Origin of the sequence: Pseudomonas sp. VS40 (assembly GCF_018587885.1) — a bacterium.
Taxonomy (GTDB): Bacteria; Pseudomonadota; Gammaproteobacteria; order Pseudomonadales; family Pseudomonadaceae; genus Aquipseudomonas; species Aquipseudomonas pergaminensis.
The window spans coordinates 585,038-607,716 of sequence record NZ_JAGYWD010000002.1; the positions used below are offsets into that span (position 1 = coordinate 585,038).

Annotated in this window: 20 protein-coding genes, 1 tRNA gene and 1 pseudogene; 16 read left to right on the forward strand and 6 right to left on the reverse strand. The window is 56.3% G+C overall.

What is annotated here, in order from left to right:
• Window positions 1-12: 12 nt before the first annotated feature.
• Together KHP07_RS07680 and KHP07_RS07685 are read right to left on the reverse strand one after the other, a co-directional pair.
• On the reverse strand, window positions 13-1,548 hold the full coding sequence (locus KHP07_RS07680; RefSeq protein ID WP_352152395.1) for a M91 family zinc metallopeptidase: 1,536 nt from the start codon (window positions 1,546-1,548) through the stop codon (window positions 13-15).
• 107 nt (window positions 1,549-1,655) lie between these two features.
• The gene (locus KHP07_RS07685) at window positions 1,656-2,567 is read right to left on the reverse strand and encodes an AraC family transcriptional regulator (protein WP_214496934.1); all 912 of its coding nucleotides are present in this window, start codon (window positions 2,565-2,567) and stop codon (window positions 1,656-1,658) included.
• 102 nt (window positions 2,568-2,669) lie between these two features.
• Between KHP07_RS07685 and KHP07_RS07690 the strand changes: the two genes are divergently transcribed.
• The 5 genes from KHP07_RS07690 to KHP07_RS07710 are packed head-to-tail and all read left to right on the forward strand — an operon-like array spanning window position 2,670 to window position 7,070.
• The gene (locus KHP07_RS07690) at window positions 2,670-3,230 is read left to right on the forward strand and encodes a carboxymuconolactone decarboxylase family protein (protein ID WP_078048611.1); all 561 of its coding nucleotides are present in this window, start codon (window positions 2,670-2,672) and stop codon (window positions 3,228-3,230) included.
• 34 nt (window positions 3,231-3,264) lie between these two features.
• Window positions 3,265-4,326: an acyl-CoA dehydrogenase family protein gene (locus KHP07_RS07695; RefSeq protein ID WP_214496935.1), complete on the forward strand. Its 1,062-nt coding sequence runs from the start codon at window positions 3,265-3,267 to the stop codon at window positions 4,324-4,326.
• Complete coding sequence (locus tag KHP07_RS07700) at window positions 4,323-5,126, forward strand: ABC transporter ATP-binding protein (RefSeq protein ID WP_078048609.1); 804 nt, start codon at window positions 4,323-4,325, stop codon at window positions 5,124-5,126. The genes KHP07_RS07695 and KHP07_RS07700 overlap by 4 nt, the downstream gene beginning before the upstream one ends.
• Window positions 5,113-6,312: an ABC transporter substrate-binding protein gene (locus KHP07_RS07705; RefSeq protein ID WP_214496936.1), complete on the forward strand. Its 1,200-nt coding sequence runs from the start codon at window positions 5,113-5,115 to the stop codon at window positions 6,310-6,312. The genes KHP07_RS07700 and KHP07_RS07705 overlap by 14 nt, the downstream gene beginning before the upstream one ends.
• 11 nt (window positions 6,313-6,323) lie before the next feature.
• Window positions 6,324-7,070, forward strand: coding sequence for an ABC transporter permease (locus KHP07_RS07710; RefSeq protein WP_178076788.1), 747 nt, complete (start codon window positions 6,324-6,326; stop codon window positions 7,068-7,070).
• Window positions 7,071-7,133: 63 nt separating this feature from the next.
• Here the strand turns inward: KHP07_RS07710 and KHP07_RS07715 are convergent, their stop codons facing one another.
• Complete coding sequence (locus tag KHP07_RS07715) at window positions 7,134-10,673, reverse strand: membrane-targeted effector domain-containing toxin (protein ID WP_214496937.1); 3,540 nt, start codon at window positions 10,671-10,673, stop codon at window positions 7,134-7,136.
• 333 nt (window positions 10,674-11,006) lie between these two features.
• Here KHP07_RS07715 and KHP07_RS07720 point away from each other — a divergent pair, with 333 nt between their 5' ends.
• Entirely contained in the window at window positions 11,007-11,195 is a 189-nt protein-coding gene (locus tag KHP07_RS07720; RefSeq protein ID WP_010210250.1) for a hypothetical protein, read from the forward strand.
• Between the two features lie 15 nt (window positions 11,196-11,210).
• On the opposite strand, the gene KHP07_RS07725 is transcribed toward KHP07_RS07720, so the two are convergent.
• A complete protein-coding gene (locus KHP07_RS07725) occupies window positions 11,211-11,591 on the reverse strand; it encodes a fe2+ zn2+ uptake regulation protein (RefSeq protein WP_078048604.1) in 381 nt (126 codons plus the stop codon).
• A gap of 237 nt (window positions 11,592-11,828) precedes the next feature.
• Between KHP07_RS07725 and pvdQ the strand changes: the two genes are divergently transcribed.
• From pvdQ to KHP07_RS07750, 5 genes are all read left to right on the forward strand, one after another.
• Window positions 11,829-14,114 carry a bifunctional acylase PvdQ gene (pvdQ, locus tag KHP07_RS07730; protein WP_214496938.1) on the forward strand — a complete coding sequence of 762 codons (2,286 nt, stop codon included), beginning with the start codon at window positions 11,829-11,831 and terminating at the stop codon, window positions 14,112-14,114.
• Window positions 14,115-14,326: 212 nt separating this feature from the next.
• A tRNA-Cys gene (locus KHP07_RS07735) sits at window positions 14,327-14,400 on the forward strand.
• Window positions 14,401-14,975: 575 nt separating this feature from the next.
• Window positions 14,976-15,386, forward strand: coding sequence for a hypothetical protein (locus KHP07_RS07740; protein ID WP_214496939.1), 411 nt, complete (start codon window positions 14,976-14,978; stop codon window positions 15,384-15,386).
• Between the two features lie 16 nt (window positions 15,387-15,402).
• A complete protein-coding gene (locus KHP07_RS07745) occupies window positions 15,403-15,921 on the forward strand; it encodes a hypothetical protein (RefSeq protein WP_214496940.1) in 519 nt (172 codons plus the stop codon).
• 835 nt (window positions 15,922-16,756) lie between these two features.
• Window positions 16,757-17,134 (forward strand): c-type cytochrome, encoded by a 378-nt coding sequence (locus tag KHP07_RS07750; RefSeq protein ID WP_214496941.1) that lies wholly within the window; start codon window positions 16,757-16,759, stop codon window positions 17,132-17,134.
• A 62-nt stretch (window positions 17,135-17,196) separates the two neighbouring features.
• Here the strand turns inward: KHP07_RS07750 and KHP07_RS07755 are convergent, their stop codons facing one another.
• Window positions 17,197-17,889, reverse strand: a complete 693-nt coding sequence (locus tag KHP07_RS07755; RefSeq protein ID WP_078048602.1) for a cupin domain-containing protein — start codon at window positions 17,887-17,889, stop codon at window positions 17,197-17,199.
• A gap of 510 nt (window positions 17,890-18,399) precedes the next feature.
• On the opposite strand from KHP07_RS07755, the gene mgrA reads away from it, so the two are divergent.
• Complete coding sequence (gene mgrA / locus KHP07_RS07760; protein WP_183704066.1) at window positions 18,400-19,431, forward strand: L-glyceraldehyde 3-phosphate reductase; 1,032 nt, start codon at window positions 18,400-18,402, stop codon at window positions 19,429-19,431.
• A gap of 25 nt (window positions 19,432-19,456) precedes the next feature.
• On the forward strand, window positions 19,457-20,392 hold the full coding sequence (locus KHP07_RS07765; RefSeq protein ID WP_078048600.1) for a LysR family transcriptional regulator: 936 nt from the start codon (window positions 19,457-19,459) through the stop codon (window positions 20,390-20,392).
• A gap of 334 nt (window positions 20,393-20,726) precedes the next feature.
• Here KHP07_RS07765 and KHP07_RS07770 read toward each other — a convergent pair whose 3' ends face one another.
• The gene (locus KHP07_RS07770) at window positions 20,727-21,539 is read right to left on the reverse strand and encodes a tyrosine-type recombinase/integrase (RefSeq protein WP_352152396.1); all 813 of its coding nucleotides are present in this window, start codon (window positions 21,537-21,539) and stop codon (window positions 20,727-20,729) included.
• On the opposite strand from KHP07_RS07770, the pseudogene KHP07_RS07775 reads away from it, so the two are divergent.
• From KHP07_RS07775 to KHP07_RS07785, 3 genes and pseudogenes are all read left to right on the forward strand, one after another.
• A pseudogene (locus KHP07_RS07775) lies at window positions 21,517-21,804 on the forward strand (glycoside hydrolase family 19 protein); the annotation flags it as partial. The gene KHP07_RS07770 and the pseudogene KHP07_RS07775 sit on opposite strands and share 23 nt — an antisense overlap.
• A complete protein-coding gene (locus tag KHP07_RS07780) occupies window positions 21,786-22,328 on the forward strand; it encodes a lysis system spanin subunit (RefSeq protein WP_214496942.1) in 543 nt (180 codons plus the stop codon). The pseudogene KHP07_RS07775 and the gene KHP07_RS07780, both read left to right, overlap by 19 nt.
• A 15-nt stretch (window positions 22,329-22,343) precedes the next feature.
• Complete coding sequence (locus KHP07_RS07785; protein ID WP_078048599.1) at window positions 22,344-22,532, forward strand: hypothetical protein; 189 nt, start codon at window positions 22,344-22,346, stop codon at window positions 22,530-22,532.
• The last annotated feature ends 147 nt before the right edge of the window (window positions 22,533-22,679 follow it).

The window sequence follows — 22,679 nt, forward strand, 5'->3', positions numbered from 1 at the left end:
TTAGCAAGGTGTTTAAGAAAGGTAACTCTTGCGCTCAGGCAGCCCCAGTTCCCGGAGCATGCCATTTTCCGTAAAGTGCTCGGGGTTGGTGGCGGTGGGCGGGGTAGCAGGATCGTTATCGAAGTCATAGGGTTGCGCGCTGCTCGGCAAACCGACCACTTGAAACTCGGTGTTGGGAATCTGACTTGAAAACGCTGGTTCCGACGGTGAGTGCTCCAGGGTCCGGCCTGGTAGGTTGGTTCCTGTCGCGCCATTGTAGGCATGCCCCATTTCGTGGATTAAACCGACGATGGGAGGCTCAAGCGTGTCTTTTCTAGGGTCACCCAGATCCATCGGATCGTAATTCAATACCCCCTTATCGGCGCGGGCTCCGGGCTGGCCGTCATAAACTCTGCCGCGTCTTGGGTCATCACGCTCGACCTTGCTGTCTCTGTCGTGTCGCAGCTTATCCAGTTCCGAGCTGCCAAAAAGGTAGCTGTTGCCGTTTTCGCGTTCTTCTCGGACCGTGACTTTTCCTCCAGCGTTTGCAGCTTCCCTGTCCATGTCCTCAAGCATCTTTTGCCCGGTAGGCGAACTGCGCAAGAACTCGAAATCATCGGCGACACGCTGCTTGAACTTAGGGCGACCAACGACGCTAAAGCCTTCGTCACCGGCGTTGCTGGTCTTCACCTTGGTAAATGCGGAGCCTTGGGAGGCGTCGTAGGCATCACCCGCTTTTGCGTATATCCGATCGCCACGCCTATTGTTGATGATCTGGTTTTTACCTTTGCCGGTATAAAAAGTCGTTCGGTCACACCCTACCAATTGGTCGTTGCCCTTACCGCCATGGAGGATTGTATGTCCGTTGCCAGCATAAAGGCGGTCGTCGCCACTTCCGCCATCCAAGTAGCTTTGCTTGCTCACGGGGCCGGCGCCGGCATACAGCTGATCATTGCCATTGTTGCCATACATGACTGCATTGCCGGAGCCTCCGATGAGGGTGTCGTCGCCGTCATTACCTTCCGCGTAGCCCGTGTTGCTGCCGAGGCGAAGGGTGTCGTTGCCCGCACCACCCAGTAGACGGGTTTTGCCACCGCCAGCGGTCAGGGTATCGTCCCCGTCACCACCATCAATCGTGGCTGGGTTATTCACATCAGGGCTGATGGTGACCCTGTCATTTCCGCCACGGGTGTTGATTTGCAAATTGATGGGCTGGCCCTGTGGGTCGATGCTGTCGAATGCATAAGCCTTTCCATTGATTTGCAGGTTCAGGTGACCGTCTGGGCCCTTGCCGACGTACAGGGTGTCGGCTTTATTCCCGGTGTCGATAATCAAGCTGACACTCTTGAGTCGGGGCCAGCCTCCGGACAGGTCCCATTTAGCCTCTCGTTTGATAGTCATGTAGCCGTTATCGACCAGTGTTTCGGATTTGGATCGAACGAGGCCCTCGCCGGGGTCGGAGAGCCGGGGCGGAGTGTAGATCGAGTCTTGAGCGTCGGGGCGCATGGGAAGGGTGGGGAGATGTTGTTTGGTCGCTGCACTGATGAAGTCGGGGCGATGGGTAATCACGGGATTGCATCCAAAGTCTGTCGAGTGAGAGCCTCATGGGTGGTGTCCGCGCGCAAAACGTTCCATCTTCCTACAACCGCAGTCAGTGAATCTTCCTGCTTAGCGACTCAATTCTGTATCTGCGACCTGCGATACGCCCCAGGCTGCTGCCCGGTCACTTTGTGAAACGCCCGTGTAAACGCCGCCACCGACTGATAACCCACCGCCAATGACACATCCGCCACCGTCTGATCCTGCTTGAACAGCTGGCAGGCGTGGCGCATGCGCATCATCAACAGCACCTGCCCCGGCGACTGCCCGCACAGTTCATTGAAGCGCTTGAAAAACGCCGAGCGCGACAGCCCGGTGCACGCGGCCATGCTCTCCAGGGTCCAGGCATCGGCCGGGTGAGCGATCAATTGCTCCAGCAGGTGGGCAAACGCTGGCTGCCGGCCCAGCGCAGCCAGGCCGCCGAGTTCGGTGTTATCCAGCACCTGTTGGCGCAGCACGTACAGAAACAGCAGATGGCAAAGCCGTTCGAGCAAGGCAGAAGAGGGCGCGGGCACCCGCTCGCACTCTTGCAGGATCAGTTCGAACAGGTTGCGCGCGGCGGTCAGTGAGGGGTCGCCTGCGCGCAGAATGATCCAGGCGGGCAGGGTGTCGACGATCATCGCGGACAAGCCGGACTGGAAATGAAAGAACCCACACACCAGGCCAACGCCATCGTCGGCGGCGCGGTCCAGGGGCACCATCGGCACGCGGGGGCATTCCTGGGCGCCCGCCGCAGTCGGTTCGCCGGACAGGCGATAGGCCAGGTCCCGCAACAGGAACACCGCATCGCCGTTTTCCAGTTGATGGGGCGTGCTGTCGCCCTCGATGTGCAGCCAGCACTGGCCTTGCACCACCAAGTGAAAACTCGCGCTCGCCAGGCCATGGGTGCTCGCATGCCAATCGCCGCAGTAACGGCCGACATGGAACAGGCTGGTGTCGAGTTCGAGGCTGTCTAATAACCAATCGACAAGTGCACTGGACGAATTCATCTAATGGAAAGACTCAAGAGCAAGTAATCGCTACTTTAGACTATTGAGGCGATTTTTTATAACCAACAGACTGGGTACACGAACCCATCAGGAGTCCACTCCATGTCCCGTGTACCGTTGCTCACCCCTGAAACCGCGCCGGAAGCGGCCAAGCCCTTCCTGGAAAATGCGCTGAAAGGCTCGGGCTTCATCCCCAATTTGCTGGCGGTATTGGCCAACGCCCCGGCGGCGCTGGAAACCTACATCACCGTGTCCGGCCTCAACGCCAAGGCCGAGCTGAGCCTGGCCGATCGCGAGGTGGTGCAGCTGATTGCCGCCACCACCCATGGCTGCGATTTCTGTGTGGCCGGCCACACCGCCGTGGCGCGCAACAAAGCCAAGTTGCCGGAAGAGGTCATCGACGCCCTGCGCCAACGCGGCGAACTGCCCAATGCCCGCTATGAAACACTCGCCGCCTTCACCCGCGAAGTGATCGCCACCCGTGGCGATGTCAGCGATGCAGGCTTCGATGCCTTCCGCGCTGCCGGTTACTCCGACGGCCAGGCCCTGGAAGTCATTTTGGGCGTCAGCCTGGCAACCCTGTGCAACTTCGCCAACGTGTTTGCCCGTACCCCGTTGAACCCGGAACTGGCGCAGTACCGCTGGGAAAAACCGGCACGCTGAACCTGGCCCACCTGCTGCACAAGGAGAGACTTGAATGCTTGACCCCATCTTGAGCCGTTGGCTCGACATCCAGGCGCAAGCCTTGGATGTGGGCAGTTGCGACCCACAGGAAGTGCTGCCACGGCTGGCAGAGGCCAACGTATTGCGCATCGGCGTGCCGACTCAACTGGGTGGCCTGGGCGGTGATGTGGCAGGCGCGGTGGAAGCCATTGCCAATGTCGCCAGCCATTCCCTGGCGGCGGCATTCGTATGCTGGGGCCAGCGATCGTTCATCGAATACCTGCTGCAAAGCCCCAATGCGAAACTGCGCGAGCGGCTGCTGCCGGACTTGCTCAGTGGCCGGTTGGCGGGTGCGACGGGCCTGTCCAATGCCATGAAGTTCTTGTCGGGCATCGAGACCCTGCAGATCAGCGCCGAACCCACCGACGACGGCTGGACCCTCAACGGCCGCCTGCATTGGGTGACCAACCTGCGCAAGAGCGGCTTCGTCGCCGCCGCTGCCATTGAGCACGCTGCGGGCGGCGCGCCGTTTATCCTGGCCATCCCCGATTCAGTGGCCGGGCTGCAGCGCTCCAGTGACTTGGAACTGCTCGGCTTGCAGTCGAGCAATACTGCCGCCCTCGGCTTGGAAGGCGTGGCGTTGAGCCGCGATTGGCTGCTGCATGAGGATGCGCGCAAGTTTCTGCCGGCGGTGCGCCCGGCGTTCCTGGGCTTGCAGTGTGGCCTGGCCATTGGCTTGGCCCGCCGCTCGTTGGCGGAAGTGGCCAACCATCTGGGCGCGACCCGTACGGTGTTGCGCGAAGAACTGGAAACCTTGCGCGTGACCCTGGAGCACCTGGTCACCGACCTCAAGAGCGGCCTGCTGGCCGGGCGGTTTGCGGCCGAGCCGGTGCCGTTGTTCAAGCTGCGCATCGCCCTGGCCGAGACAGCCGCCAGCGCTGTGCAACTGGAACTGCAAGCCAGCGGCGGCAAGGCCTACCTCACGGCCCACGGCAGTGGGTTTGCGCGACGTTGGCGCGAGTCGGCGTTTGTGCCGATCGTGACCCCAAGCCTGGTGCAATTGCGCACCGAGTTGCAGCGCCAGGCCAACCTATGACCAGTGCCGTACTGAGCGCCCAGGGGATTTGCCTGGGGTATGCCAGCGGGCCGGTGCTGCAGGGCTTTGACCTGCACTTGCAGCCCGGTGAAGTGGTGTCGATCCTGGGCCCCAGCGGTGTTGGCAAGTCCAGTCTGTTGCGGGTGCTTGCCGGTCTGCAGGCCCCGCAGGGCGGCAGTGTGCGGGCGTTGGGCGAACCGTTGGACGGCCCCCATCCGCGCGTGGCCGTGGCCTTCCAGGACCCCAGCCTGTTGCCCTGGCTGAGCCTGGAAAAGAACGTCGCCTTCGGCCTCGACTTCGCTCGGCAGCCGCAATTGAGCCACGACGAACGTCGCCGCCGCGTTGATCACGCCATCGCCGCCGTTGGCCTGGAACATGCGCGCCAGCAGTTCCCGGCGCAGCTTTCCGGGGGCATGGCCCAGCGTACGGCGCTGGCCCGTTGCCTGGCGCGCCAACCCCAAGTGCTGTTGCTGGATGAACCCTTCGGCGCCCTGGACGAAGTGACCCGCGCCGACATGCAGCACCTGCTGCTCAAGGTCAATCGCGAGCAAGGTTCGGCAGCGGTACTGATCACCCATGACATTGATGAAGCGCTGTTGTTGTCCGACCGCATCCTGCTACTGGGTAACCGCCCGGCGCGGACGTTGGGCGAGTGGCTGATCGACCTGCCGCAACCACGGGAGGAACAGGTCGAAGCCATCGGCGCGTTGCGCATCGACATTCTTAAAACCCTACGGCAGGCGAGCCGCCCTCAACCCAACCCCCTTGACCTGCTGGAGCCTGCCCATGTGCCTGGATGACCTGACCCACTCGCGCCGCGACTTTCTCAAACTCTCGGCGGTGCTGAGTGCCGCCGGCGCCTTGCCGCTGTTGAACAGCCTGCAAGCCCGCGCCGCCAGCGAGCCGGATGCACCGGTACGCATCGGCTACCTGCCGATCACCGACGCCACGCCTCTGCTGGTTGCGCATAACAATGGCCTGTTCGAAGCCGAAGGCATCAAGGCCGAGCGCCCGGTGCTGCTGCGCAGTTGGGCGCAGGTAATCGAGGCGTTTATCTCGGGCCAGGTCAACGTGATTCACCTGTTGTCACCGATGACCGTGTGGGCGCGGTATGGCAGCAAGGTACCGGCCAAAGTGGTGGCCTGGAACCATGTGGGCGGCTCGGGCTTGACCGTGTCGCCGGGCATTACTGATGTGAAGCAACTGGGCGGCAAATCGGTGGCCATTCCGTTCTGGTATTCGATCCATAACGTGGTGGTGCAGCAACTGTTCCGCGACAACGGCCTGACCCCGGTCGCGCGAACAGCGGGCAGCGCGATGGCGGCCAATGAGGTCAACCTGATCGTGTTGCCACCGTCGGACATGCCACTGGCCTTGGCCAGCAAGCGCATCGACGGCTACATCGTCGCCGAGCCGTTCAATGCCCTGGCAGAAAACCTCAAGGTTGGCCGGGTACAGCGCTTTACCGGCGACGTGTGGCGCAACCATGCGTGCTGCGTGGTGTTTATGCACGAGCACGATTTGGCCAACCGCCCGGAGTGGTCGCAGAAGGTGGTGAACGCCATCGTCAAGGCACAGGTCTGGACCCGCGACAACCGTGAAGAGGCGGTGAAGCTGTTGTCCAAGGACGGCCCGAACCGCTACACCCCGCATGCCGAGCCGGTGTTGAGCAAGGTGCTGGCGCCTGCCGCCGCTGACCGTGCTGCCTACCTGGCCGACGGTGCGATCCAGCATGGGAACTGGGATGAGCACCGTATCGACTTCCAGCCCTATCCCTTCCCGAGCTACACCGAGGAATTGGTGCGCCGCCTGAAGGACACCCTGATCGAGGGCGACAAGAAATTCCTCGTCGACCTTGACCCGGCGTTCGTCGCTAAGGACCTAGTGGATGACCGCTTTGTGCGCAACGCCATCGAGGCGGTGGGCGGCATGCGGACCTTTGGTTTGCCGGACGGCTATGCGCGACGCGAGGAGATCGGCGTTTGAAAAACCGTGAAATCCCGGGCTGGTTGCTTGGGTTGAGTGGCCTGGCGGGGTTGCTGCTGCTGTGGTGGCTGGGGGTGAAGGTGTTTGGCGCATCTGATGGGTTGTCCGTGCGTTTCTCCCTGGCCGCCACCTTCAGTAGCCTGTGGGAATTGCTCGGGCGCGGTGAGCTGTACCTGCACATTGCAGTGAGCCTCAAGCGCATTGTTGTCGGGCTGTTCCTGGCCTTGCTGGTCGGTGTCCCGCTGGGCTTGCTGGTCGGCAGTTCGCGCAAGCTGGAGGCGGCGACCACGCCGGCCTTCCAGTTCCTGCGCATGATCTCGCCGTTGTCGTGGATGCCCATCGTGGTGATGCTGATGGGGGTAGGGGACCAGCCGATCTATTTCCTGCTGGCCTTTGCCGCCGTGTGGCCGATCATGCTCAACACCGCCGCAGGCGTGCGCCAATTGGACCCGCGCTGGTTGCAGTTGAGCAGCAGCTTGAGTGCGACCCGCTGGGAAACCTTGCGCCGGGTGATTATGCCTGGCGTTGTCGGGCATGTGCTGACGGGCGTGCGCCTGGCGATTGGTATCGTGTGGATCGTGTTGGTGCCGTGCGAGATGCTCGGGGTCAGCGCCGGGCTGGGTTATTACATTCTCGACACCCGTGATCGCCTGGCCTATTCGGAGCTGATGGCGATGGTGCTGCTGATCGGGCTGTTGGGCTTTGCCCTGGATGCGTTTGCGCGCTGGTTACACCGGCGTTGGGTGCATGCCGGCTGACTCATCAAACGACGGCCAGAGACCCTCCTCGAGCCGTCGTGTGCGGAAGGGCGGTGAGCAAGTCTACGGTTGTACGTAAATTTGCAGATCGCCCGGAACACCGCCGTCGAAACCTACTGGTTTTGTTTTGTTCTGGGGGCGACCCACTACTTTCGTCCCGTACGCTCCTTGGATACCTGCTTTGTTAGACACAGCGATGCCGATAGCGCCTGTCAATTCAGCGAGGCCTGGTACGTTCTCGGAAGTATTCATATGCGAATTCCCCACCAGCGCGACCCACTTCTCAGTCCCGGAATTCGCCAGGATGGTCTCTGAGGCAAAGTAGTTGAATTCTTCGAGGCGGGTTTTCGTGCCTATGGGCGTTGTCAGCTGCGGCCGCAGGTGGCGGGGAAGATCTTTGTGCCGTGTGAGGTAGAAGTGATCCAGGGGAATGACTTGTATGTCATTGGCCTGTAGTTTCTCGCACAGTTCTTTAAACGTCGGGTCAGTGCGTTTCGTTTTGCCATCTCCGAGAAAGCCAATACCGTCATCCAAAAAACTTTTCGGACACGGAAATTCGATAAACCCTTCGAAATACACTTTCTTGACGCCTTGCTTCTTTAATGTGTCTATGTTTTTAAACAGCACCTTAAAACTGGCCATCTCTTTATGTGACTCTCCCAAGACTACGCCATTTGAGGCCTTGAAAGACTTTACGAACGTTTCTTGCACCGTGATGGGTTCGGGCACTGATGGGATAACAGGACGCGGCGGCAATCCTGTTTCGTCAAGGGCCTCATAGCTTTCTCTCATTTCCTTGTTGAACTTTTCCTTGGTTGCCATCTTGGTGTGAGGTTTGAAATGGTCAGGTTCGAATGTGCCTTTCAGGCTTTCTACGTAGGCGCCCTTGGGTAAGGGTTCTGCGAGGCGAATTGGACGAGCGTCGGTATTCATGGGGTTGTATCGATGGCGCTTGTTCGACTGTCTGGGGGAGTGCGTGTCTGGAGACTTGGGGCTCAAGGTGTCCAGTACGTCGGGTTGTGCCAGGGGGGAGCCATAAGGCCTCCTCTTGACCGGGTCGTACGCATAAGTTTTACCATTCACCAGAACGGTGCTGGTCTCCAGAGTACGGTCCCCGACCTTGAAAGAACTCCAAGTGACAGTGCCGTAGGTGGGGCTGGTCAACCCTGCTGCGATCTTGGCCTTCGTAATGCCTTTACTGACGAGGCGAGTGCCTCCCACTAATAGATCGCCTACCCCGCTGAGCGGGTTGAGCTCACTGATCACCGTGGTCCCGACAATTTTCGACAGCTGCAAAGCCTTGTTCGACAGGCTGACAGCCTTGGTGGCGATTTTGGCGGCTTTCGCAGCAGCCCCTAAGCCGGCCGTGACGAAGCTGAAGATGTCCATCACCAGGTCTATCGCGCCATCCAGGTAGTCACCGTTGCGTAAGTTGCGAATCGCCGATCTGAGGGGAATGAAGTCCAGGAAAAAATGGGTCACGCCCCATTCGGCGTCCATCTGCTTATCGAAGGTGGAGGCGCCCTTGGCCTGCTTGATCACGTTCCGGTTATCAATATCAAGGTGTTCAACGAAGGCATCTGCGATGGCCTTGGTTCGAGCGCTTGTGAAGCTGGAGGGGGTAGGCAGTGGCACTTCGGCTTGTGTGTTCTGGCTGAAGTCGGCATGAGCAGGCGGTGTGAATTTTTGAATGGGATAGACCAGACTGCCATTACGTTGGCGCTCGCGGGTCAGGTCGTTGTCATCGACCTGGGTGATGGATTGCCGCTTCAGGTCCAGCTCATACACGGCGTCGCCATTCGCGCCCGAGGCTTTAACGTACAGTTTTTCATTCTTTGTCTCGAGAGTCCGGCCGGTGAAACCCGTGCCAAGCCGGTAGGTGTCGAGTTGATAGAATTCAAGCTGCCCGTACTCGAGGTTCTGCCTGTCTGCCAGTGGAAGCTGGGCAATCATATGTTTGATCGCTACGCCAATGCCCTTTTTCTTGTCGTCGATGGCTTGAGCCAGTTGGTTGTCAAATTCGGCCTTTACATCGAATTTGAGCGACTTGCCCTGCAACGCAGTGTTGATGCGTTTATCTTGGCTTATCCAGTCGTAGTTGTGTAACCCGCTCATGGCGATGTCCAGCAGCGAGAACAGGCCGGCAGGGGCTCGATTAGGGTCGTAGACCGGCTGCGCGAAGGGTTGCTTGGTGTCATGGACCTTCAGCAGTTTTTCTTCAAACGGCACGTCTTCGCCAAACCGCTCTTTAAGACGAGCGAGGGCGATATCCTTACGGCTGGGCATTTCGGCCTGGATCAGACTGGAGGCCTCTACCTGATCAAGGGTCTGTTGATTGAACGCGGTTCTGGCCACCTCGATATCGGCTGTGTTGCACCGCCCGGCCTGCGCCGGAGAAAGAATGCCGTTGGCCAAACCCCATACCCGCAGGGCTGCAATCTGAGCGTTTTGAGTGGCGCTTAGATCGGCGAGGCCGGCACTATCAGCCTCGGCCATGACCTGGGCAAAGGTCATGTTTTGTACTTTTCCAGGTGTCTGGACTTCTATCGATGCTGCAGCGACCGCCAGCCTGACCCAAGCTGCGCTGCCGTATACCACCGTGCCTGGAACATCCTTTATCAGGAGTTCGGGGGCCTTCATTGACAGCAGGAGGTGTGCAGCCGTTTTGGCCATCTCGGGCGACGTTTTGTCGATATCGCTCAGGTAAGTGCTCAAGTCGTCCACAATGGTCGATAAGGGTTTGCCCCAATGTGCGTCGCTGGATACATCAAAACCAGCCACTTTATTGGGGTGAGTTTCGGTGAAGTATTGCGGGTCCAACTGCAGAATCATGGCCGCCATGAGGTAATCGTTCGCACTGTCTTCAGTGCGAGCCCCGTTCATGCGTTGCTGCAGGGCTGCTCCCATCAATTGCCCTTGGGCCGAACCGACCAGGGCCTCCAGCACTTTGATGGGATCATTCAGTACGCCTTCAAGAAGTGGCGCCTCATAGCGCAAAAACTCTAGCAACCCCCCTTTGGATTGCACGACCGAGCGCTTATCCCCGAGGTGGTGCTTGTGGTACATGGCATTCAGGCGCAGGCGCTGTTGTTCATCTGTGCTTAAGGGCAGGGGCCAGCTCAAGGCACCACCAAAATTGCCCAGAGGATGTTCCAGGGCTCTGTCGATCAAGGCATTGGCCAATTCGGTCAAGGAAGAACGGCTGTCAGGTAGGGGTAGGCCGTTGGTGGCAATGTAGTTTTCCAGCGTGGTGCTGCTACCCGCCTCATCCGAGGAGGTCGAGCCGGGGGCGACACTCATCGGCGTGGCCTTGAGCGCAGTCAGGATCGCATGTGGGGGCACAGTTTCATCCAGGCACCTGGCCAGCTCAATGAGTTCGCGTGCCAGGGTCCTGAAGTTTTGCTGGTCTGCCAGTTGTTGTTTAAAGCTCCCGGTACCTGGGCTTTCATTCGGATTCGGATGGAGTGGTGTGCCTGCTGAGTCGACGCCATTGGTGGCAGTGCCTTGCAGGGCGGAGAGGGAGCGCTCCGGTTGGAGAGAAGGGTGATAGCTGTAAGGGGTGGGAGGCAGTTGTCCAGAAGGGCGAGTATCAAGATTAGTCAACTTCGGGTACCTATTCAGACGTGCTGAGAGTAAGCGCCTGTTAACGGGGGGCTTTCCCTTGGCGCATTGCTAGGTGCGGAAAACGCCCGTTCACGTTCCGTCTGTAGGTACCGTGGTTTGCAAGATCTGATGTAGATGAGGGCCGATGAAGCGGTTGTATGCAGTGAGTCCCGTGCCCGCTACAGCGTCAGCGTTGTAGTGTGAGGGAATATTTTCAGCTTTACCGGAGGGGAAGGTTTATCGAGGTGCGTGTCAGACGCGCCAAAGTTTTTCATCGTCTGTAATATGGGCGCCTATTTATCCCGATCCATGCCACGTCTACAGGACCCCGTCATGACACAAAAGCAGCGCTTGAAATATTCGATTCTGATTGCCCTGGCCGTACTGGCGACGATGTTTGGCCTGTCCTACTTGCAGAACACCGGGGTTATCAGTGAGAAGACATTCCAGACCATCGCCATCGCTGTCGCAGTGGTTGTGGTGGTGATCAACGGCATCATGCGCCGCAAGGTCAAGCTCTAAGCGACAGGTCGCCCCTCAGGCGCGACCGTCGAGCACCTTGGCAGCCTCTTCATGGAGGCTGTAGCTTTTATCCGTATTGAGGGTGATCACGCCCTCGCTGCACAGGCGCTTGAGCACTTCGCGCACGCTCAGAAACGACAACGGGATGCCCAGCTCCAGCAAATGGCTGTGCACACCGCGCACGCCGAGGGTGCGCTGGTTGTCGGCAGCGGTGAGCAGGGCGTCGATGACCTTCAGCCGGATCAGGCTGGTGCGCAAGCCAAAACACTTGAGCAGGTGGCGAATACGCTGGTTGCCTTGTTGTTCGGGCGCTTTGCCGAACGCTTGTGTGCCGTTGCCAAAATTGGCCTCGGCAGCCGATGAATGTCCATCCGTGGGCACTTGCGGGTTGTACATGCAAAAACTCCTTTTCAGAGCCTGATCAGGAAAAAATGAGCGCTCTTACTTAATAAGACGAACGAGCGTGCAAAATCATGAAGTGCCGGATGTAGAAATTTTGTCGGTATCGGTTTTGTCACATTCGCGCTGCCTTAAATAATCCTGCCCTCGCGCTAAATTATTCCCGGTGATTTGCGTTCTTACGGTGGGGTTGTTACCCCTTGTGAGGCGGTTAAATCTGACGGTGGAGTCTGCGTGATTATTTCCAATGGGTTGTCCAGGGTGTATGTGGCCGGGGTGTTGCTGGGGCTGAGCCTGGCCGCCTCGGCGCGGGAACACGTGACGCAAGCGTCGGCCGACATCCGTCGTACCAGTTACGGCGTACCGCATATCCGCGCCAATGATGAGCGTGGCCTGGGCTTTGGCATTGGCTACGCCTACGCCCAGGACAACCTGTGCCTGCTGGCCAACGAAGTGGTCACGGTGAATGGCCAGCGCGCGAAGTATTTCGGCCCTGAGCAGGCGACCCTGGAAGAGCGCAATAACCTGGCCAGTGATGTGTTTTTCACGTGGCTCAATACGCCGGAATCGGTCGCCGCGTTCTGGAAAGCGCAAAGCCCGCAGATCCAACAGCGTATCGAAGGTTACGTGGCCGGCTACAACCGCTACCTGAAAGAGCAGGGCGCTCCCGCACAGTGCCAAGCGGCCTGGGTGCGACCACTGGTGGCGGCGGATTTGGTCAAATTGACCCGTCGGCTTTTGGTAGAAGGCGGGGTAGGGCAATTCGCCGAAGCTCTGGTCGGCGCGACGCCGCCTCAAGCGACCGCCCGTGTGGAAACCAACGCCAAGGCTTTTGAGCTTGCTGCCGCCAACCAGCAGCGCTTCGCCTTTGATCGCGGCAGTAATGCGGTGGCGGTGGGGCGTGATCGCTCGTTCAATGGGCGCGGCATGCTGCTGGCCAATCCGCATTTCCCTTGGGTGGGGGGCATGCGTTTTTATCAGATGCACCTGACCATCCCCGGTCAGTTGGATGTAATGGGCGCTGCGTTGCCGGGCCTGCCGGTGATCAATATCGGCTTTAACACGCATGTGGCGTGGACCCATACGGTGGATACGTCCAAACACTTCACGCTTTATCGCCTGACCCTGGACCCCAAGGATCCCACGCGCTACCTGCTCGACGGCAAATCGGTGCCGTTGGATAAAACCACGCTGACCGTGCAGGTCAAACAAGCGGATGGCAGCCTCAAGGACCAGTCGCGCGCGGTGTACAGCTCGCAATTCGGTCCGGTGGTGCAATGGCCGGGCAAACTCGACTGGGACAGCCAGTACGCCTTCAGCCTGCGTGACGCCAACCTGGGCAACGACCGCGTGCTGCAACAGTGGTACGCGATGAACCGCGCCTCCAGCCTCGAAGAGCTGAAAACCTCGGTGCACACCCTGCAAGGCATTCCGTGGGTCAACACCCTGGCCGCCGATGACCAGGGCCAGAGCCTGTATATGAACCAGTCGGTGGTACCCAACGTCAGCGCGGCCAAACTGGCGCAGTGCAGCGACCCGCGCGCCGGCCTGCAGCTGATCATGCTCGACGGCGCCCGCAGTGCCTGTGCCTGGGACATCGACCCGCGCGCCGCCCAGCCCGGCATCGTTGCGGCTGACCAGTTGCCGCAACTGCAACGCACCGACTACGTCCAGCACTCCAACGATTCGGCGTGGCTGGCCAACCCCGAGGCGCCGCTCACCGGGTTCTCCCCGGTGATCAGCCAAGACCACATCGGCCTCGGCCCGCGCGCGCGTTTCGCCCTGCAGCGCCTGCAATCGTTGACAAAACCGATCAGCGTCACCGACCTGCAAAACATGGTGATGGACAACGAGGTGTACCTGGCCGGCCAAGTCCTGCCCGACCTGCTGCAGTTCTGCGCCAAACACCTTGGTGCCGACGCCGCCACCCTGCAGCCGCTGTGCAGCAGCCTGAAAAACTGGGACCAGCGCGCCAACCTCGACAGCGGCATTGGCCTGGTGCACTTCATCAACCTGGTGGAGCACCTGCAGCAGATCCCCGACGCCTGGCGTGTCGCCTTCGACCCGGCCCAGCCCCTCACCACCCCACGCGGCCTGGCCATCGACCGCGCCGATGTCGCCGAGGCCCTGCGCGAAGCCATGTTGGCTTCGACGGCCGACGTCGCCAAACTCGGCCTGACCGCCAACAGTAAATGGGGCGACATCCAGGTTTCCGGCCAAACCCCGATCCACGGCGGCCCGCAGGAACTTGGAATCTACAACGCCATGCAAACCGTGCCCCGCGCCGACGGCAAACGCGAAGTGGTCAGTGGCACCAGCTACCTGCAAATCGTCACCTTCGACGACCAAGGCCCGCATGCCCAGGGCGTCCTCGCATTTTCCGAGTCCGCTAACCCGGCTTCCGCGCATTCCAAGGACCAGACCCAAGCGTTCTCCCAGAAAAACCTCAGCCCATTACCCTTCACCGAAGCCCAAATCAAGGCCGACCCGCAGTACCAACAACTGCGCATCAAGGAGTAGGGCAGGCGCGCAACCCCTTGATGCCAATACGAAATATTTTTGAAATCAAGGGGTTGCACGCATACGTAAATACGTACATAATGGCGCCCATCGAACGCAACGAAGCATTAAAAACTTCAATGTATTCAATGAGTTAGAGTAGAGGCAGGGTTTTACAGCCCACTCAAGTTTTTATGCGGTGAGTGTCAGCAATTGGGACATTGATCGTTTGAGGCCGAGTAGCAAAATGGTTATGCAGCGGATTGCAAATCCGCCTACGCCGGTTCGATTCCGACCTCGGCCTCCACTCTTAAAAACCCCGTAGATTAACGTCTACGGGGTTTTTTATTGTCTGGGATTTGGTCATCGCTTCCGCAATTTTTCGGATCGCTTCCGCAACCCTACCTTTTTTCGGGAAATTCAAGACGCCGTTATCGGTATCCCTCTCCTCGATTGTACGTGAGATTGTGCTCGAGACTAAGGAGCCTAAGCGTCCACTAACGGCCAAAAGCGGGCATCGAGCACTGACCTATAGAGCCGATGGCTCATCTCCACCAACTGTTCCTCATTCATAATCTGAAAATGCCGCAGGCGACAGCAAAATCTGCCTGCTATACGGACCATAACAAGACGTTGACTGCGCAGTGGCAGTGTGATATCAAATCGCCCTATCATTTTATGAATTGTTTAGCTCTTCAATGGGAATATTATTGAAGAGATGAAAATTGAGACGGTCGCAAACTGCGATCCTAAATATAATAATAGTGAGGTCAGCATGTTGCTTTTCATTAAAGTCAGCAGTTTCGATCATCGATGTCCACTTTTAAAATCTCGTATGAGCGTTATTTCCGACTTTAACGTTGTCTGAGTTGGCAGGAAGCCATGAAAAAACTTTTCTATCTTGTAAGTGTACTCGCCTTTGCAGTTCAGATATCAGGATGCTCACAAAAAGTTGTGGCTCGTGGAGCGGAGGGGCTTGCTAATGATGCAAGCGCCTACTTCAAGTCCGATAATGATTGGTCTTGGGGCGGATTATCAACCACTGTGATTGCTATATATCCAGTCGTGGGAAAACCTGTGTTAGAGCCCAATTCTCTTGTGGATTACGGTCAAATAAAAGTGGCTCCTGGGATATACGGTGTAGCATTAAGAATCAATTATGGATACGGCATAGCCTTTCCCTTGGTTAGAGTCGAAGCCAAACCTGGCAAGACCTATCTATTCACAGCCAAACCTGTGATGGACGGAGCCGCGGTCAAAGCTGAGTATAAAGAAACAAATACCTTTGATTAAATCCAAGGAGGGGAGCATGAGGTTAAATTTATCATTTCTTAGTTTGTTATTGCTCGTCGGAACAGCAGGGTGTGTGTCTCAGAATATTCCAATAGTCGAGGGCAGTAGCGAATCTTCAACTAAGGTTCGTTTTGTTTCGCCGCGAGAGATGGGGTGGATTAACCTATACCCCGAGACAGACTGCAACAACGGTGCACTTGTGGTTTCTGACAATCACGTCGACAACTTTATAGAGTCACTGCGCGCGCGAGAGCCCAAAAGAATTGGAATGATTGATTCTCCCGATCCGAACTCGCGAGAGGCAGCAGAATACTCGTTCAAAGGAGGTCAAACGATCAACATTGCTGTTACCCATTTCCCAGGGCGCTGCCTTGGCGGTTTAAGCTTTCGCACTGAACCTGGGTCGCAATATGAAGTTGTCCTAGTGAGCAATACATCGAACGGCTGCAAATTCGAGATCAGCAAACTAAGCATTCTCGATGGCGCGCCGCATCGGGAGCCTGTAAAAAAAATAGCACCACTGATTTGCAAGTAGCGTGCGAAGTTTGATGGGGACACTGGGCAGCTTTATTTATTGGATAGATTTTCTGTCATTTCGGAAGCGGTTGCTCATGATTAACCCGTTCTGGGTGATGAATTAGGCCGGGGTTGTTCGTCGCGCATACCTTCGAGCATCGACAACTGATCATGATGCAACCTAAGCGCTCCAATCCATCGCGTCGGACAAGGGGGTGGCATCTCGGCCTATATCGAGGTCGAAGGCTCTTTCGTGGTCGACTGCTGCCCCTGACGACAGGCAGCTAACGGCCAAAAGTGGCCTCTCAGACTAGGCTGTGCCCAAGCTCGTGGATTATTACTATGACTGTTTACCTTTTATTATTTTGAGAAAAGGACTTGGCAGTAGGTTATGGGATATTTGCTTTGTGGCTAATATGTCGCATCAACTAAGAGTGCCAAGTTTTTTTCAACTAATACTCCGTCGCGTAAATTTGTAGCGCCTTCATCCGTCTTATACGGCGCGTCCTTTTTTTTTGCTGTACCTCTCAAAATCTAAATAAATAGGGCTGTGACGATCAGTGTATGCGCAAGACTTAGAAAATACACTCCATAGCCCAAAGAGATCTAAGCCCGCTAGTTGCGCCGTCATATTTCTGGAAAGCGCTGCGCAAGTTATATTTAGTTCGCCTAAGTAGTGCGGTGTTAAGCTTGTCATAGAGTGATGAACTCCAATCACTAAGTCGCTGAATATTTTTCACTGTTGCTGGAATATATATTTTTCGCTGTAGATGGCAGGATAGAGCACGTTCAAATAAACGCTGAACGGCGCAAGGGCAAGCCCAATATTATGCATTTATCTCAACGAGGTTTATATGAGTATTCGAATAGGCTTCTATCTAAGCTTTGTGATGTTTAGTGTGTTGCCGAAGGTGACGGTTGCAGAGCCCATCGAATCCTTCACCGCTTCGCAGGTTAGTCATGGGCAGCAAATATTTTCAAATGTTTGCTCGAAATGTCATGGCAGCAATCCCGGAAATCCATATTCGATTGCCTCCTTTAAAATGAAAACATTGGGTGAGCTTTATTTCTTTATCTCGACAAAAATGCCTGCGAATGACCCGGGAAGTATGAGCGATAAAGATTATGCAGATGTCCTGGCACTGCTCTTGTCAGCCAGCGGAAGGCCCGCAGGCCAGGCGGTGCTGACTCCAGAGCAGGCAAAAACATCCGTCGCCACTTTGCAGCCTTGAGTCGTCATTAAAGCGTTGAGAGGGAGGGTGGCTGAGCGAGCAGCGACCCTCCTACTGAGTTTTCAGTCGGTCGGATGAACCTTAGGATTGGATGAAAACCACCCTCGGCGGTCATGGTTGCTACCGTACTCATCCACTAGTGCGCCCTGCGGTCCCGCCATCATGAAGTGCCAGGTCTCGGTCTTCTTCAGTGATGCTATATCACCGGCGTGTAGTACCGACATGTTTTTACTTATTATTGGCCCGAAAGATTTTGGAATGGCGGGAAGGTTCGGTGTCGGAGTGCCGATCTCTGAGAAGTTGTAAACCCAACCATGGAAAACTCTCCACGATTCATCTTTCGCCGGTTTAGCTGGTGGCGAAACTATGGGTCGATGGATATGTTCAGGGATCATTTGGCCCGGCAACAGATACATAGACATTGCGAAATAGCCATGTTCTTGGTTGTTAAACCAGGTCACGCTTGCCAGCCCAACATGTTGGTAGTCACCCAGTCCGAAATCACTCACCCATATTTTACTTTCCATTAACGGAGTCCAAGGTTCGTGAAAGGTTTCGAGCATTTCGCGTACCGCGGCCTTGGCGACATCTTTTTGGAACACGCCGTTCTTATAAAAATCTTTATTGCTATAAGATTTAAAGCTTGTTGCTTGTGTAAGTGGTGAGTCAGCATAAGTTGGGCTGGCCACAGCGCCTCCCATTGCGGTAACCAACAGTAGGTTGATAAAGGTTCGTCTCGCTAAAGGCTTTAACATTCTAAGCGCTCCAAATGGAAGAAGCTGAATAATAGCGCAAGGCCTTTTGAGTGATTTTCACAGTCGTGTTGAATTTTTTTTGTTGAGCGCGCATTTAATACAATAACTCTTTCGATGTATTACATTTGGAGTGAGTTACGCTAAAAAATAGAGACATAACTTTATGGTAGTGGCCGTTTGCGCACCGCGTTTTTATCGTGGGCGGCATTGCTATACCGACCACCCTCCTGATTAGAACTTCTGTGCCCTTCGTGCGAGAGCGCTCAATGCATCAGTACCGCAGAAGTTTTCGCGCTAAGTCGTGTTCAAGAGTGGGTGATGCTGTTGATTAGCACGGTAGGCTTTTTTAGATGGTTTCAGTCTTCGGTTTATATCTCATGATAGTTGAGCGCAGCTCACCGAATTGTTGAGTTTTGTCCTGCCCTGGAAGGATATTGAGTCGGTATGATTTTCCTGTAATTGGCTTCGTCTGAGCCGGATTTTCTTCCGTCCATCTACTGAGAACCCATCATGACTTATCGTCCATCAACAGAACGCTACAATGGTCAAATGCCTTTTCGCCGTTGCGGTAGAAGCGGCATCGACCTGCCTGTTATTTCTCTTGGCCTGTGGCAAAATTTTGGGGGCACTGATATTTACGAAACCGGCCGCGCGATTTTGCGCCGCGCCTTTGATGCGGGAATTACGCACTTTGACCTAGCCAACAATTATGGCCCGCCGCCCGGATCAGCCGAAGAAAACTTTGGTCGTATCCTGAGTCAGGATTTCCAGGCTTACCGAGATGAGCTGTTCATCTCGACGAAAGCGGGGTGGGACATGTGGCCGGGTCCGTACGGCGGAATTGGAGGCAGTCGCAAGTATCTGATTGCCAGCCTCGACCAATCCCTCAAACGCATGGGGCTCGATTATGTCGATGTGTTCTATTCGCATCGTGTTGACCCTACTACGCCGCTTGAAGAAACAATGCGAGCACTGGCGCAAGTCCATAAACAAGGCAAGGCTATGTACATCGGCATTTCTAGCTACTCGCCAGAGTTGACGCGACAGGCCGCCGCGATCCTTGCAGAAGAGCGTATCCCGCTATTTATCCATCAGCCGAATTATTCGATGTTCAATCGCTGGATTGAAAACGGTTTGCTCGACACGCTTACGGAATTGGGAACTGGTTGTATCGCCTTCTCACCGCTTGCCCAGGGACTGTTGAGCGACAAGTACCTGCAGGGTGTTCCGACCGATTCGCGTATTACGCGCAACGGTTCTTTCCGTGATGAGATGCTTAATCATACTAACATCGAGCGTATTCGTGCGTTGAACGAAATTGCCAAGGAGCGCGGCCAGACCCTAGCCCAGATGGCGATTGCGTGGGTGTTGCGTGATCCGGCTGTCACCTCAGCGTTGATAGGTGCGCGGACAGTTGAACAACTCGACAATTCATTGGGTGCTCTGAAAAATCTTGATTTTACCGTTGAAGAATTGGCTGCGATCAACATCCACGCGGTGGATGGCGGGACTGATCTTTGGCGCGTATCGTCGGCACTCTGAGTAGCCGAAAAGGAAGGGGGCGAGCATGTCTAGGAATGCCCGATCGGAATTGGCGGACCTGCGTGTCTTCGTCACTATCATGCGCTGGGGCAGTTTCCGAAAGGCTGCCGTTGAGCTGGGAGTCACCACATCGGCACTAAGCCATACCATGCGCAAGCTTGAAAACAGGCTGGGGGTGCGGTTATTTAACCGCACTACCCGAGCGTTGATCGCAACACCGGCCGGTGCGGTGCTGGCGAAACGGCTGGAGACGGGGTTTTCGGCTATTGACGAAGCACTGGGCGAGCTGGAGGTACTTCGGCATTTTCCGATAGGTACCTTGCGGGTGAACGCGTTGCAGGATGCTGTGCCGCTTTTGTTCCGACCGGTGCTGGCCAAGTTTATGGCCGAGTTCCCCAAGATCGATTTCGAGCTCAGTGTTGACGACCGTTTCGTCGACATTGTTGCTGAGGGCTATGACGCGGGTGTTCGTTATGGCGAGCGCGTGCCGAAAGATATGATTTCAGTGCCATTGACCCCGCGTTTGAATTGGGTGGTGGTGGCGTCTCCTGCTTGTCTGAGGCTCCATGGTAGGCCGAAAGTACCTCAAGACCTATTAAACGTTCCATGCATCCTTAATCGTCTTGGTGATGGGACTTTGTTCAACTGGGAGTTGGGCAGCGGCGAGTCAATGATTTCATTGGAAGTTAAAGGGTCAGTTTGCCTAAATCAGACTAGTGCTCGAATCAGCGCCGCTGTTGATGGGGTTGGTTTCGCGTATATGCTCGAGGCCCTCGCGCAGTGTTACGTCGAAAGAGGAGAGCTGGAAATTGTACTGCCGCAATGGATGTCGGAGGGCCCGCCGTTGTGTATTTACTATCCAAGTCGTAAGCAGATGCCAGCGGGATTACGGCAGATGATTGATCTTGTTCGCAACCAATTCTCCCTACCCGGGATCGATATTGTGTCGGGAGCTTCATAAATTGGTGTCCGCAAAGTTTTTTAAAGCCGCTACACACATGTAGGTCTTAGGACTACGCCTGCTTAAGAAAATCCTATTTCAGATTAAGTATGTAACGTCTCATCGATTTAGGTATCGGTGTTGACCTCGGTATCAGCCGCTGCAAAAGTTCGCTTATCGTGAAACCTTAAGCGACCTTTTGGGTCGCTATGACCGCGTTGTCCAACTCCAGAGCCGCCGAAATCTGGAACGTGCCGAGTTAACGGCGTCCCATGTCCAAGCACTGTTCCGCCCGACAGACAGAATGACCGTCCGCTTTTGGCCGTTTTCTGCCTATCGTATAGGTAGCAACGGGTCATTTCGTAGGCTTCACAATTTCACCGACTCTCCGATATACCTTCTTGGTCATTTCCTCTGTGGAATGACCTAGTAGGCGGCTCGCGTGCGTCAACTCGATCTCGCTAGCAGCTTTTGGCCGGATATCCTTGAATTGAAACTGACGAATGCTCGTCGCCAGCGTAGGATCACCATCAGCTAACGCTTTGATTGCTGCCTTCTCTCGTGCGTCGTCCCACCGATTACGCAGCATCTGCTGGCTCATACGAAGTCCAGAAGCGTTTGTTATCAAGGTTGACGTGCGGATTCCATTGACGGCTCTGCGTTCTTGCAGGTCGTCGATAAAGCTACTCAGTCCGGATTGGATTCCGGCATCCTCCAAACGAAGACGGAGACGTTTTTCGGTCTTGCCCTGACCAATCAGCAAAAAGCCATTGTTCAAGTCGGTGGCTGCAATCTTGAGCACATCGGCGGGACGTTGGCCGGTCAGGTAGGCCAGATCCATCGCGTCCTTGAGCTCCTGTACCGCTTCCGCGTATACCGCGTTCCATACGGTTTCACCGGCATAATAGTCCCGTGGCTTTTCCTTGTTGCGGCGAACGCCAAAGCAAGGGTTTGCTTTGTCAGTCACCTCCCATTCGCGTGCAATGGTAAATGCATGGGAGAGCAGAGCGATCTCACGGTTGGCCCTGACCTTTGCCGTCCTGGCGTCACGGTACTGCGCTACTACTTGAGGCGTGATCGACTCAATAGGGGTGCTCTCAAATGCTCTTCTTAGCGGCTTGAGTTCCTTGCGGTTGTCGGATTGTCGCGGCCGTGGGCTGATCCAGATTACCGGTCATGACAACTACTTGCGCTGCAGCTTGGCGCTGTTTGGTGATGAGCGTTTACTGCGCACGCCTGAGCTGCTTGAGCTGCCGCAATGGGCGGCTGAGTCGGCAGCGTGGTTCTGGTCGGTGAACAGGTTGAACGCACTCACGGATCAAGATCAGTTCAACACCATCACCCGCCGTATCAATGGCGGGCTCAACGGCCTGGAAGATCGGCTGCAGCTGTGGGGCCGGGCGAGGGCGGTGTTATGCGTCTCTTCGACCTGATCCCGACGCGATACCGGCTCGTGGCGGTCAGCACATTGCTGGTGATGTTGGCGGTCGGATCTGCTGCGTTGGCCTGGACCGCGCAAGGTTGGTGTTACGGTCAGCAGTTGGAGCGCCAGGCCAGGCAGCACGCTGACACCCTCGGCGAGTTATCCCGGGCTGCTGCTGCCCAACAGCGCAACGAGCAGGACAAGCGCTTCGCCCTTGAGCAACGCCTGCAAGACAAAGATGAAACCCATTACAAGGAATTAACCGATGAGCAAACCAAGCAAGCTCGTCTGCGTGATCGCCTGGCTACTGCTGATCTGCGGTTGTCAGTCGTCCTCGCCGCCACCGATACCAAAAGCAACAGTTCAGTGCCTGCCACCACCGCCACCGGCCGCGTGGTTCATGGCACCACAAGCGCCCAACTTGACCCAGCGCATGCTCAACGAATTATCGGAATCACCGATGCCGGCGACCAAGGATTGATCGCACTGCGGGCCTGTCAGGCCTATGTAAAAGAAGTTTCTACACCGAAGTAAAAGGAGCGGCCGGGCATGATGCGTCAACATCCAATCCGGCCACCTTCCCTTACCGAATGGAGCAATTTCCGGTGGCATTTAGAGCTGGACGAAGAAGCGACTCGTCTCGATGTGAGCGGGCCGCTTGCCGTGGACAACACGATGGCGTGGGGCGTTGTCATCGCCGAACCAGTAATAAATATCGTCCTTGCGCGCACGATGTGAAGCCTACTGCCAAAGCGCTGCACCGGTAATTTATGAGAACACTGATACGCCCGATGGCCACCGGCCAATAGTGGTCGGTCAGCGATGACCTGACTTCGACCGCCGTTTCGCTTGGTCAAGCCTCAGTTTGCACCGCCATCTTGTACA